This window comes from Dehalococcoides sp. UCH007, from assembly GCF_001010485.1.
Classification (GTDB): domain Bacteria; phylum Chloroflexota; class Dehalococcoidia; order Dehalococcoidales; family Dehalococcoidaceae; genus Dehalococcoides; species Dehalococcoides mccartyi_A.
This window is the reverse complement of sequence record NZ_AP014722.1, coordinates 279,034-291,786: the sequence shown is the minus strand read 5'-3', so window position 1 is coordinate 291,786 and position 12,753 is coordinate 279,034. Positions and strand designations below refer to the sequence as shown.

Genomic DNA, 12,753 nt, shown 5'->3' with positions numbered 1-12,753 from the left:
AACCAAAAGGGGCTTTTTAAAAAGCCCCTTTTAATATACAGACAAACACCCTCAGGAACGCAAAACTGCTCCGGTTTCAGTATTCAGCCGTCTAAGTATCTGGCTCATTACCCCATCCACTTCCGCATCTTTCAGCGTGTGGGTATCTGACTGGAAGACAAGATGGTAAGCCAGTGATTTTTTATTTTCAGCTACCTGTTTACCCTGGTACATATCGAACAGTTCTACATTTTTTACCAGATCGTATTCGGAAATTATATTAATAACCTGCAGATTGGTAATGCTTCTGTCAATCACCAAAGCCAAATCACGTTCAACTGCCGGAAAACGATTGATCGGGCTGAATTTGCGGCGAGCCGTGGCCCTGGTAACAAGCTTTGACAGGTTAATTTCAAACATATATACCGGTTCTGTTAAGTCAAATTTATCCGTAATCTGGGGATTCACCTGCCCCAGTACACCCACCGGCATATCGCCAACCCGAACGCTTGCCTGATACCCGCGGGTTAAACCCGGTTCGTCAGATATAACAAAATCAGCCGAAAGTCCCAAACGGCTAATTATTGCTTCCACAATGCCTTTAACATCAAAAAAATCAAAGTTGGAGGTATTTCTCTGCCACCATGATTCAGATGAACTGCCCGCTAAAACGGCACACAGCATTTCGGGTTCTTCCTGTTTATTATTCTCTTTCGGCAGATATACACGCCCAAGCTCGTAAAGCCTGAGGCCATCTTTTTCAAAACGGCGGTTTGCCGCTAAAGAAGCATACAGGCTGGGACGCAAACTAGTGCGCATAACCTCCTGCTCACTGCTCATGGGGTTGCTGATAGCCAGACATTCGGACTCAGCCTCTGAAGAAACACGCGAAAGCATTTCGCGGCTGGTGAATGAGTATGAAATGAGCTCCTGAAAACCGTACCCCGAAAGTATCTGCCTTAGAAAACGTTTCATTCCGGGCAGGGGGGGAATTTCTATTTTGGGAATAGCCTTATCAAGAGACAGGCTGGGTATTGTATCATAGCCGGCTATTCTGGCTACTTCTTCAATCATATCAATATCGGTTTCGATGTCCATCCGCCAGTATCCCGGATAAATGCGCACCTTGTCATCAGTTGAGCCATAACCGAATTCTTCCATACCGGGGATATATTCGGGTATCCAGACAAAGCCCAGCCTTTTGGCTATTTTATGAGTATCAGGCTGTTCTCTATCATATCCCAATACCTGATTAATCTTTGACAGTGAAAGCACAATGCTCTTCTTCTCTTTATTAACCGGCATAACATCTATAAATCCCGAAGCCGCCTGTCCGCCAGCTATTTCCAGTATTAGCTGAGTGGCACGTTTCAGGGCAATAGGCGCAAGTTCAAAGCTAAGCCCCTTTTCAAAACGGGCGGAAGCCTCACTCTGAAGTTTTAAAACTCTGGCGGTACGGCGAATACTTTGTTTGTCAAAGGTGGCCGACTCCAGCAGTATATTTACAGTCTTTTCAGTTACCTCGGTATTTTCACCGCCCATTACCCCGGCCAGGGCAATTATCCTGTCCGGTTCGGTAATAAGGAGCATATCCGGGCTGAGTTTGCGTTCAACCCCGTCCAGAGTGGTTAAAACCTCACCCTCCGCTGCGGGGCGGACGATAATGTGTTTTGACTTAATCTGGTCATAATCAAAGGAGTGCAGGGGCTGGTCGAATTCCAGCATAACGTAATTGGTAGCATCTACCACGTTGTTTATAGGGCGCATACCGCAGGCAATCAGCCGCTCTTTAAGCCAGTCCGGTGATTCGCCGATTTTTATTCCCTCTATCAGGCTGGCGGTATAACGGGTGCAGAGTTTAGTGTTTTTTATCTCTATATTTATTTTGTCTTTGATATCCTTGCCGGTTGCTTTAAAATCCGGCGTGCTGATAGAAGGCAAACGGTCTATCAGAGCACCCAGCTCTCTGGCCACACCGGTTACACACATCAAATCACCCCGGTTAGGTGTAAGCTCAAGGTCAAGTATTATCTCACCCAGATATTCGCTGGCAAGCATACCCACCGGAGCATCCGTCGGCAGTATTAAAATACCCTCATGTTCGTCAGACAGTCCCAATTCCCTTTCGGAACAAACCATTCCGCAGGATTCCACCCCCCGCAAAACAGCCGGCTTAAGTACCATTTCTTTGCCGTTGTGGCCATCTATCAGGACTGCACCGGTACGGGCAAAAACGACCTTGTCACCGGCTTTGCAGTTAGGTGCGCCGGTAACCACTGTTTCCTGCCCCTGCCCCCAATCCACCTTAACCAGTACCAGACGGTCAGCATTGGGGTGACGGTTTACTTCCATTATCTGGCCTACATATACGTTCGGCCATTTATCTTTGTGGGAATTCAGCACTGTCACCTCAGTACCAGCCATAGTCATCCGTTCGGCCAGCTCGGCCGGCGGCATATCTGTGGGAAGATATTCTTTAAGCCACTTCAAAGGTATTTTCATATTAAAACTGCCTCAAGAATCTAGTATCGTTAGAGTAGAACAGACGGATATCATCAATCCCGTATCTCAGCATGGGCAATCTTTCCAGCCCCATGCCAAAGGCAAAACCGGTATATTTTTCCGAATCTATACCTACCCTCTCCAGCACCCTGGGGTGTACCATGCCCGCCCCCAGTATTTCCAACCAGCCGGAGCCATGGCAGACGCTGCATTCTTTTTTGCCCCCGCAGGTACAGCTTACCGCTACCTCCACACCCGGCTCTACAAAGGGGAAATAGTCACAGCGGAAACGCACCTTGCGGTTAGCCCCGAAAAAGCGGCGGCAAAACTCCATCAAAGTGCCTTTTAAGTGAGCCATGGAAATGCCTTCATCCACCACCAGCCCTTCCACCTGGGTAAACATGGGAATATGGGTGGCATCAGTAGCTTCATACCTGTAAACCTTGCCCGGAACTACTATCCGTATGGGAGGTTTGTTTTTCTCCATATAGCGCACCTGCATGGGAGAGGTATGGGTGCGAAGCAAAGTATCCAGCCTGCCGTCTTCATTAGGCCGGTCTATCCAGAAGGTCTGCATATTTTCTCTGGCAGGGTGGTCTTCCGGAATATTAAGAGCCTCAAAATTATGATAGTCATCTTCTATTTCTGGTCCTTCCAGTACGGAAAAACCCAAAGTAGCGAAAATACTGGTAACCTCATTGGTAACCTGGGTCAAGGGGTGTATCCGGCCGATAGGCCAGGGTCTGCCGGGCAAAGTAATATCCAGCCCCTCACTGCGGCTGGCAAACTGTTTTTCTTTAGATAGCTGCTCTTTCTCTGAAAAAGCAGCTTCGAGCGCAGTCTTGGCTTCATTGGCTGCTGCTCCGGCCGCTTTGCGTTCTTCTATAGGCAAACTGGCCAGATTTCGGAGTGCCCCGGTCAGCAGGCTTTTCTTGCCCAGATACCGGACACGCCACGCTTCAAGGTCTTTAAGTTCCGTTATGGCTTCCAGTTCGGCAAGGGCACTTCGGGTAATTTCGGTGATATTCTTAATTTCTTCCATAGCCCAGCTTCACATCAAAATTTTTATAAAAATTATATGCTATTAGCTTTGAATGGTCAACACAAACTAACATTATGTCAGCTTCGCCTTCATCTTGCCGTTCGTCTTCAGACTATTTAAGCTTCCCCATGCAGAAAACCCAACGCCCAGCTTATAGCTTCATCACCGATCAGCTCCAGCTCTATATCCGGGGTAATACCCTGCCCTTCTATCATCCGTCCGTTGGGTGTATACCAGCGGCCTATAGTCAGATAAATACCCGTGTTATCAGTCACATCAAAAGTACGGTTTACACTGCCCTTGCCATAAGTAGTCTTGCCCGCAATAGTTGCCCGTCCATAGTCCTGCAAAGCACCTGAAAGAGCTTCCGAGCCGCTGGCGCTGTACTGATCTACCAAAACTACCATGGGCAAGCTGGTAGTCACTACCTTGGGAATTATGTTGTATTCTTCAGAGTTTCCGGCATTGTCCACTGTGGTTAAAACCACTCCGCTGTTTACAAAGCGGCTGGCTACGTTTATAACCGAGCTTACTAAACCGCCGGGATTACCCCGTAAATCCAGCACAATACCTGCGGCACTGCCCAGATTTTTAAGCACCTGCTCCAGTTCCTCATCTGTTCTTTCGCTGAAACGGCTGATACGTATATATGCTATATCACCCATCATTTCGGAGGTAACGCTGGAAATCAGTATTTCATCACGGGTGACTTCAAACAGCAGCGGCTGGTCAGAGGAGCTTCTTTCCACCAGCAGGGTTAACGAAGTCCCCTTTTCTCCTCTTACCAGCGGGGACAGGTCTGCCAAACTGAACCCGGCCACTGACTGCCCGTCAACCTCCCGTAAAATATCTCCGGCCTGTATACCAGCCAAAGCTGCCGGTGAACCCTCGTAAGGAATCAGGATAATCACCCCGTCTTCTATCTGAACAGTAGCACCTATGCCTACATAACGCCCGTCATCATACTCCATACTGGCCTGATAATCTTCGGCATTCAGATAAACGGAATGAGGGTCATTAAGTTCATCCATCATGCCCTTTATAGCTGCTTCAGCCAGAGCCGCCTGGTCAATAATATCCGGCTCTACATATTCGGTAGTGATAATCTGCCAGGCAGTGACAATACTGGATAAGTTCTCATCACTGTTCAAAACGGCTGTTCCGCCGCTTAGATAACCCAATGCAAAAGAACTGAGCAAACCGACCATGGCCAAAATAGTACCCAGCAATACTTTTATTCTTAAAGTCATAGACGTCTCCCTGTAAAATATCCTGTGCTAATCATAAAACAAAAAGCACGGAAGTACTACTTCCGTGCCTGCGGATAACGCTTGATATAAAGTGCCGCTAAGAGCACTTCTGGTTTGATTTATATTGGTCTACCAACGCCAGAGTATTGTCCAGATTTGCCAAATCCAGCGGGATACCTAGATTATTCAGTTCGTAATACCCCATTCCGCGGTAAAGCCTCCTTCCAGCTACCCGGCACATCTCATCATAAAGTTCAGGCCATTCCTGCCCGCAGCGGCGGTGACAGAAACTGACAAAATCCAGAGCAGAAACATTCAGGTCTTCCATAACTGCACACATTATAACCCAGCACCACCTAGAAAGCAGCAAACCGCCTGAGGAGGGTTGCCGGGGATAATTTATAACCAGTCAAACCCCTTGGCTAACCTCAATAATGGCTGATATCTTTGTATTTTGAGCCTCTTAAGCCTTGAAAGCCAGCCTGTTTGAAGCCTTAAGAGCAGCTGATTTTATTACTAAAGAAAACCATTTAGCGGCAGCCAAAATCTGGATAAACTGATATTGATTGCTATATTTGTCTTTTTATCGTACATTTATATATATTTCCAAATAAACAGGCCCTACCCTGCTGATTACTGCTCAAGACAAAAAGAACCCCCGGCTGAAAGTACGGGTTTGGGTCTTGCCGTCGCTGCTGGGGTTATCTATGTTAGGCGGCATATCTTTGCCTATCCAGCAGGCAAACCTGAGCAGCTATCTGGACGATATCAGCCCGGCTGATATTATTATTCCGTTACATGTGCATCTCTGTGAAGAAGGCATGGACCGGACTATTGCGGGCTTAGACATACTGCTGGCCGCCAGCTTTGTATGCGGTATATTTTACCTGCATCTGAGCCACGCCTATTATGTAAACCTGTACCTTATCACCCCCAGATACAGATCCAGACGGGCATTTCCAGGATTTTTGATACCCGTGGTAAATGTGGTATTTCCGCTGCTGTTTACTGCCGAAACATGGCAGCTAAGCAAACTGCCACCCGAAGCCCAAAATAACCTGCCTGAATATAAAATAAATTTGCTGCCTAAAATCTGGTGGATACTCTGTCTACTGGCAGTTACCTTCTTTATTTTACCCCAGGTATTATCTCTTTTACTGCCTGACTCCGCTCCGGCCAGAGAATACGTAGCCAACCTGTTTACGGCAATGACGGTAATGGCTGCAAGCGAAAGCAGCCTTTTGCTATTTTCCTATCTAAACACCCGGCTTAAATATACCAGCTGAATCCGGCCTGGATAGTCTTTAAATAACAAAACCACCCCTTAAAAAGGAGTGGTTTACTAATAAGATTTAAGCCAAGCAGACCTGTAAGCCGAGTTCTGTACCCTTACCCGAAGGCAAGGGCGATGACCATCTATCTAGACCAGCTGTTACCAGCTGGTTCATGCGGCCAACCCGGGAACAGGCCAGACTGCCTTAAGTTCCCCTATTTGGCCTTGCTCCGGACGGGGTTTACCCGGCCAGCCGGTCACCCGGACTGCCGGTGAGCTCTTACCTCACCATTTCGCCCTTACCTGTTTGCACAGGCGGTATGTTTCTGTTGCACTTTCCGTAGGGTCGCCCCTCCTGGGTGTTACCCAGCATCCTGTCTGGAGGAGCTCGGACTTTCCTCCCGCCATAAAAGCGGGCAGCCATCCGGTCTGCTTGGCAAGCTTAGTATAGCAGAGATATACCCCACCCGCACAAACAGATTCTATGCAAATAACAAGGGGGAGTTACTCCCTTAGTTTGAGCTAATTCTTAATTCCCACCGTCAAGTGCCTTGTTTGCCAGAGCATCCGCCTCGGAGTTTTGGGCGCGGGGTATATACTTTATGTGGTAGCTCTCAAACCGCCCCAGCAAGGAAACCGCCTTGCTGAATAAGGGTTTAAGCCCCTCATTCTTCATGCGGTATTCACCTTTTATCTGTTTTACCAGAAGCTCGGAGTCCGAACGTATTTCCAGTTCCTTTGCGCCCAGAGAAAAGGCCTTTTCCAGCCCGGCCAATAGGGCCTGATATTCGGCCTGATTGTTGGTGGTATTGCCGATAGCCTTGGATATACAGGCAACCAGATTATATTTTTCGTCTTTGAGGGTTACTCCAATGGAAGCCGGGCCGGGATTACCCCTTGATGCCCCGTCTGTGTTTATAATGATTTTGCTAATCTTTCAGATACCTTTCTTTCAGTCCAAATATAATATTCGCTGGCAGCCGCTGCACTGCACCAGAGTACCGGCTCTAGCACGTTGAATCCAAGCAGCCGTAAGTTTCAAACCGCAGCCGCGGCAATTTCCTTGTTCCACTTTTGAAACGGCTCTGCCCTTGCTTTTACGCAGAGTTTGGAAAAGAGCTAAATCTGACTGGTCAAAACGGGTAAGGAATTCATGCAGTTCGTTTTTGAGCTTTTCTATCTCGGAAAGGGTCAGTTCAAGAGCTTGGGTATTTTGGGTCTGGCTTTGCTGCCAGAGAGCGCGGACAGCAACCAGATTTTCCATTATCTGATTGCAATTTGTCTGCAGTTCTTCAAGCCTATCCATACCCTCAAGTGCCTGGTCATCTACCTGAGTACGTTTTGCCTCCAAGCTTTCCTGTTCTCTACTAAGATTGGAAAGCTCTTTAGGATTGTTGATACGCCCTGAATAGAGGTTTTTCTTAACTTCGTTTATTTTGGCATCCAAATCAGCAGACTGGCTTTCAAGTTCACGCAAGGCAGCCTGCTGTTCTTTCAGGAGAGCGGCCGCTTCAGCCAAAACATTTTCAGCCTGCTTGAGGGCGGAATCATCCTGCAGGATTGCCCGTAATTTGGAAGCCTGCATTAGGTGAGACTCCAAATCCAGCTCCAGTTCTTGCAATTGAAAAAGCTCTTTTGCTAGTTGCATACTTGCCCACTATTGTAAGTCCTGTATAGCACTTTGGCAATAACTATCTAAGGAGTGACAGATAATTATAGCCGATATTAGAACATTTGTGCTATTATTTCACCACTATGACACAAGAGTTTGTTGAAAGAAAAAAAGGCGCTCCCTACGGCAACCAGAATGCCCGCAAACACGGCTTCTATTCACGTGTACTGGATACCGATGAACTGGAGGACTATGAGCAGGCCACCCTGGCGGAAGGCATTGACGAAGAAATTGCCCTGCTGCGGGTAAAAATAAAATCTATCCTCCGCCATGACCCTGATAACTTAAAACTGCTCATGCAGGCCGTTACCACCTTGTCACGCCTGCTTTCCGCCCGTTACAATATCAGCCGGCAGGACAAGGGCGGGTTAAGGGAAGCTATTTTCAATGTCCTCAGGGATGTAGCGGTACCGCTGGGCATTATAAAGGCAACCTTTGATAAATAGACTTCGCCCCTACCAGCAGGATATTGCCAGGGCAGTATTGCAGAGTATATTTAACCGGCAGGGACAAACCTTCAGCGTGGAAATAGCCCGGCAGGGCGGAAAAAATGAACTTTCGTCCCAACTGGAACTTTTGCTGCTGACTCTTTTCATGTTTGAGCCCAAAAATCTGGTTAAATGCGCCCCTACCTTCAAACCTCAGTTGAATATCTCCATGATGAGACTGAAAGACCGCCTGAACGAGGCCGGTTTTGGAGACATATACCAGACCGAGGGCGGGTATATTATCAGGCTTAATCAGGCCAGAGCGGTTTTTCTTTCTGCCGAACCTAGTGCCAATGTGGTGGGCAATACCGCCCACCTGCTGCTTGAGGTAGACGAAGCCCAGGACGTAAACCAGGAAAAATACAGCAAGGAATTTAAACCCATGGGTGCCACCACCAATGTTACCACTGTTCTTTACGGCACTACCTGGGACAACACCAGCCTGCTTGAAGAAATAAAAAGGCAGAATATAGAAAAAGAACAAAAAGACGGGCTTAAACGGCATTTCCGTTATGACTGGGAAGAAGTTGCCGCCCACAACCCGGCTTATCTGGCATATGCCCTGTCTGAAAAAGACCGGCTGGGAGAAAATCACCCCCTGTTCCTCACCCAGTACCGCTTGCTTCCGGTAAGCGGCGGCGGGGGCATGTTCAGCAGCGAACAGCTTGATTTGCTTAAAGGCCGCCACCCCTGCCAAATCTACCCCGAAAATGGCAAGGTATATGTAGCCGGGCTGGACCTAGCAGGTGAAGATGGACAAATAGATGGTGATTTGCCTGCAACTGTAAACCTGCGGCGGGACTCAAGCGTGCTTACCATTGCAGAGCTGGATTATACATTTGCCAAAGAGCGCTGTAATCTGCCTCAACTAAAGCTGGTCTGCCACTATAGCTGGCAGGGAGCGCGCCATGCCTTGCTTTATGAAAAACTGGTGGAACTGCTGGGCAAGGTCTGGAAATGCCGCAAAGTGGCAGTAGATGCCACCGGGTTGGGACAGCCGGTAGCTTCCTTCCTGAGGGAATCCCTGGGCAGCCGTATTCTGCCGTTTGTTTTCCAGTCGTCTTCAAAATCACGGCTGGGCTTTAATTTGCTTTCGGCTGTAAATTCAGGCAGGTTGAAGATGTATGCATCCAATGGCAGTGCCGAATATGCCCTGTTCTGGCAGGAAATGGAGCTAGCACGGGCAGACTACCGCCAAAGCCAGCAGATGAATTTTTACGTAGAAACCACCCGCGGGCACGATGACTACCTGATGAGTCTGGCGCTCTGCCTGGAGGCAGCCGAAGCCTATTCCCCCAGAAGTGCCAAAGGCTCAAACTGATATCACCCTGCCATCCGCTCTTACCCGATAAATATAAAAGGTGCAAGCCGGGGAAATGGCTTGCACCTTTATTGCACATACTAAAGCTAGACTATACCTGCCCCGGTTATAAATACACCGCTATCACCAGAATATCTTTGGTATTATGGTCATCAAGAAACCAGACCCCCAAGTTCCGCCCGGCCAGCATTTCAACCGAAGGGATATTTTTAGCAACCTTCACCTCTTCCAACATAGACTTATAATCACCCGCCAGCTGGATAGAAGCGGTATAAGCTGCAGAATTAAAACCTTTGAGTACTGCCCGTTTAATCTCCATTTATATCTCCTTATACCCTACCCAAACTTAATTCCTGCCGGTATATACCTTTGCCCGGCTCGTAAACCATACGGATGCCGTTTATACGGCGGACAAACGTTTCCAAACCACTTTCCAACTGATTTATATTTACCACATCAAAAAGCTGCTGCCCGCAATTCATAGGCACAACTATCTGCCCCATTTGCTGTTTTAAAACCGCCTTTCTGAAACAGCTGTCCAGTCTCTCTTCTGCCTGGGCCAAAGTATTTATATTCCGGTCATAGAGCCTTAGAGTCAGGTCATGATTCTGGTAAATCTCATCCCAAAGAAACCCTTGCACCATAAACAGATGGGAAGAAGAGTCCATCCCTTCCAGCACCACTCTATTTACTTCAGTAAAAGTATCTGCGTAAATCCCGCTATATACCGGATGATTAAACCCGTAACTGTAAACCGGACTATCTGCTTCCTGCGGATAAAGTGAATAAACACAGTGCCCCTGTAGAAACACCAAATCAGGCACAAAACTAAGCAGTTTACCCAAAAGTCCAAACCCGTCATCACCCACATGTATAGTAAAATCAGGGTAGAAATTATCCAGCTGGGCGGATGCACTCAGCACGTCCATGCGGATACCCGCTTTGCTTAAGACATACCCCATTATCCCTCTGACCGAAAGCTGGGAAGAGCTGCGGTTCCAGCGCATCTGGTTGGTTGCCCGCCACCTTTTCAAACGGCAAAAAGAGTCTTCAGCCCATATCAGCAGGCTGGACTTGCCTTCTGAAATACGTCTTTCCAGACTCTGGATAATATATAACTGCCCCGGACCGTGTTCAGCCCCATTTACGGTTTCATAACCAGGGGCGAATTCAATTTCACTGCCAGGTGAGAGCATATCCAGTTCGCCGCTGCCAGCTGAGTTATAACGGCCGCTTGAATTATCCAGCTCTGCCGCCAAACTCCCTTTCAGGCTGCCGCAAATAGATTCCAACTTCAGTATATCCGCCCCTATTTCCAGGCTGTTCTGGGCAATTTTGGCACGGTAAATACGGTTTACTCCCGCCAGATATACGTATTGACCGTCATGTTCCATCGCGAAGCCAAATTCGCTGTTCATGCTGGTAGGCACGCTTTCACACCAGATGTTATCGCTAAAACTGTTATCCACTACCAGATGGCTCAGAAATGCCCGTTTATCTGCCACATTTCCGGTATAATTTTCCAGATAACACACCCTAAATACATCCGGACAGTCCATAGAGACCGCACTGTAGCTGTAAAGCCCTCCGGCCGGGGCAGATGCAAATTCGTACAGGGAAGACCAGATCCCAACTCCGAAATCAGCCCCGTCACCCAAACTCAAACTCCAAACCTTGGAGCAACCCGAGGTATCATTACCCGAAACTACCAGCCGCCAGTCACCATCATACACCGCGCTCACTCCTGAGAGTGCACCCGTAGATTTATCCCACTGCTGGCGCGACTGCCAGTTGCCATTCACCCGTTTTTTATAACACAGCGTATTAAACTCAATATAAAATACCACCATATCCCCGCTGGGCTTAAAGGCTATGGATAACCCGTAAACCTGTGAGTTATTACTGGTGCCTATCTTTACCGGGGCTAACCAGGTCTGGCCGTTATTTGTACTTTCAAAGATAAATATATTGCGATAATAATCTATGGCCACCACGTAAACTTTGCTGCCAAAGCTAGCCACATCCGCCCGGCTGAAAAAATATGAACCGCTATATGTCCACTGCCCAAAATCAGCCCCAGGCCCCGGCTGGGCAACCCGCTGAAAATAGAGCTTGTAGTTATCCGGGTTATCTCCCAGACGGATACGTATCATAGCCCCGTCTTCGGCTATGGCTATGGAGTGATAACCTTCAGCCTGGGTACCGGCATATATTTCCTCCCACCTGAGCTTGGACGCACCGCCCAAACGGTTTCGGACCGTCAGTTTTATATTGGGAGAGGCACAGCCTGATTGCTGGGCGGATAAAAGTGACGGACTCAGCGGATACATTTAATCCCCCTTCTGGTCAGGTATATAATCTTTCCCCCAGAAAAGATGCCCTGCAATATACCCGAAAGTAAAATTCAGTAAATACCACAAAACACTGTGCCAGAGCCAATGCCCCAGAAATGCCCCGCCGGCAACCAGTGCCAGAATACAAAGCCCTTCGTATTTATGCCATAAGTCCCTCAGGATATAAGTCCAGGGGCGGCCGCCGATACGGCTCCATAATTCACGGTACAAATTCATATCTATCTTCCTCCTTCATCCTGTTTATCTTATACAATCTGCCCGCCTAAGCAGCGGGCGTAAAAAAACTGCTCACCCTGACTTTATTTTGGCTGCAAAGCCGCTTAAGTTCATTTCTGAAATACGCCAGTCTCTCCCTCCCTATAGCTTCAAAAACCTTGGGCGTATCTGTACCCCCGCTGTTTACCCTGTTTACGCAGAAAACTGCCCATTCCAGGCTGGCAAACCCTTCCGCCCCGATAGCTACCAAATCCTCCAGATAAGACGGCAAACTGGTGTTTTCTGCGGTCATGGTATGGGCAGCAGAGTAATACAGCCGTATATAGCCCGCTTCGGGCAAAACCTCATCCAGCAGCTTCAGTTTGTCCGCCCGGCAATCAAAACGGTGGAAAACCGGCGGGTAGCTGTCTATGGGGTACTCTACCGCCTGCAAGCGGATAAATCCCTCAAGGGTACTTAAGGTGAATTCCCTGTCTCCGTCCGTTACCGGTATCAGGCACTCGGTTTCAAAGGGGACACTCCGCGAAAGTTCCTCCAGGGCATGTCCTATGTGGCGGTCCAGTTCGGCATCTGTCCAGCGCCGGTTAGCCTCATCTTCGTCATGTAAATCACGGCGTACCAGAGTACGCATTTCAACCAGATTCATATTTACCTCC

Annotated in this window: 13 protein-coding genes and 1 other RNA gene; 3 read left to right on the top strand and 11 right to left on the bottom strand. The window is 48.2% G+C overall.

Features of this window, described 5'->3' with window-relative positions; translation table 11 throughout:
• Positions 1–51: 51 nt before the first annotated feature.
• The 4 genes from pheT to UCH007_RS01510 all read right to left on the bottom strand — a co-directional run bounded on the left by pheT (position 52) and on the right by UCH007_RS01510 (position 5,113).
• A complete protein-coding gene (gene pheT, locus UCH007_RS01525) occupies positions 52–2,481 on the bottom strand; it encodes a phenylalanine--tRNA ligase subunit beta (RefSeq protein ID WP_046960882.1) in 2,430 nt (809 codons plus the stop codon).
• A 1-nt stretch (position 2,482) separates the two neighbouring features.
• Entirely contained in the window at positions 2,483–3,523 is a 1,041-nt protein-coding gene (gene pheS / locus UCH007_RS01520; protein ID WP_023651924.1) for a phenylalanine--tRNA ligase subunit alpha, read from the bottom strand.
• A gap of 116 nt (positions 3,524–3,639) precedes the next feature.
• Entirely contained in the window at positions 3,640–4,773 is a 1,134-nt protein-coding gene (locus UCH007_RS01515; protein ID WP_046960881.1) for a S41 family peptidase, read from the bottom strand.
• A 97-nt stretch (positions 4,774–4,870) separates the two neighbouring features.
• A complete protein-coding gene (locus UCH007_RS01510) occupies positions 4,871–5,113 on the bottom strand; it encodes a hypothetical protein (protein ID WP_023651922.1) in 243 nt (80 codons plus the stop codon).
• A 367-nt stretch (positions 5,114–5,480) separates the two neighbouring features.
• Between UCH007_RS01510 and UCH007_RS01505 the strand changes: the two genes are divergently transcribed.
• A complete protein-coding gene (locus UCH007_RS01505) occupies positions 5,481–6,059 on the top strand; it encodes a DUF4328 domain-containing protein (protein ID WP_046960880.1) in 579 nt (192 codons plus the stop codon).
• Between the two features lie 68 nt (positions 6,060–6,127).
• Here the strand turns inward: UCH007_RS01505 and rnpB are convergent.
• The 3 genes from rnpB to UCH007_RS01490 form a co-directional block, all read right to left on the bottom strand.
• Positions 6,128–6,482: RNase P RNA component class A (gene rnpB, locus UCH007_RS01500), an RNA gene on the bottom strand.
• A gap of 93 nt (positions 6,483–6,575) precedes the next feature.
• Complete coding sequence (locus tag UCH007_RS01495; protein WP_260675774.1) at positions 6,576–6,965, bottom strand: ribonuclease HI family protein; 390 nt, start codon at positions 6,963–6,965, stop codon at positions 6,576–6,578.
• A gap of 33 nt (positions 6,966–6,998) precedes the next feature.
• Positions 6,999–7,694 (bottom strand): zinc ribbon domain-containing protein, encoded by a 696-nt coding sequence (locus UCH007_RS01490; protein ID WP_046960879.1) that lies wholly within the window; start codon positions 7,692–7,694, stop codon positions 6,999–7,001.
• A 107-nt stretch (positions 7,695–7,801) separates the two neighbouring features.
• On the opposite strand from UCH007_RS01490, the gene UCH007_RS01485 reads away from it, so the two are divergent.
• Together UCH007_RS01485 and UCH007_RS01480 are read left to right on the top strand one after the other, a co-directional pair.
• Positions 7,802–8,164: a hypothetical protein gene (locus tag UCH007_RS01485; RefSeq protein ID WP_046961524.1), complete on the top strand. Its 363-nt coding sequence runs from the start codon at positions 7,802–7,804 to the stop codon at positions 8,162–8,164.
• Positions 8,154–9,527: a hypothetical protein gene (locus tag UCH007_RS01480; protein ID WP_046960878.1), complete on the top strand. Its 1,374-nt coding sequence runs from the start codon at positions 8,154–8,156 to the stop codon at positions 9,525–9,527. The genes UCH007_RS01485 and UCH007_RS01480 overlap by 11 nt, the downstream gene beginning before the upstream one ends.
• Positions 9,528–9,633: 106 nt before the next feature.
• On the opposite strand, the gene UCH007_RS01475 is transcribed toward UCH007_RS01480, so the two are convergent.
• Genes UCH007_RS01475 through UCH007_RS01460 form a run of 4 tightly spaced genes read right to left on the bottom strand, consistent with a single transcriptional unit; the run spans position 9,634 to position 12,743 of the window.
• Entirely contained in the window at positions 9,634–9,846 is a 213-nt protein-coding gene (locus tag UCH007_RS01475) for a hypothetical protein (protein WP_023651915.1), read from the bottom strand.
• Positions 9,847–9,856: 10 nt separating this feature from the next.
• Positions 9,857–11,857 (bottom strand): hypothetical protein, encoded by a 2,001-nt coding sequence (locus UCH007_RS01470; RefSeq protein WP_046960877.1) that lies wholly within the window; start codon positions 11,855–11,857, stop codon positions 9,857–9,859.
• Complete coding sequence (locus tag UCH007_RS01465) at positions 11,858–12,097, bottom strand: hypothetical protein (protein ID WP_012881633.1); 240 nt, start codon at positions 12,095–12,097, stop codon at positions 11,858–11,860.
• Positions 12,098–12,143: 46 nt separating this feature from the next.
• The gene (locus tag UCH007_RS01460; RefSeq protein WP_046960876.1) at positions 12,144–12,743 is read right to left on the bottom strand and encodes a phage adaptor protein; all 600 of its coding nucleotides are present in this window, start codon (positions 12,741–12,743) and stop codon (positions 12,144–12,146) included.
• Positions 12,744–12,753 lie beyond the last annotated feature (10 nt).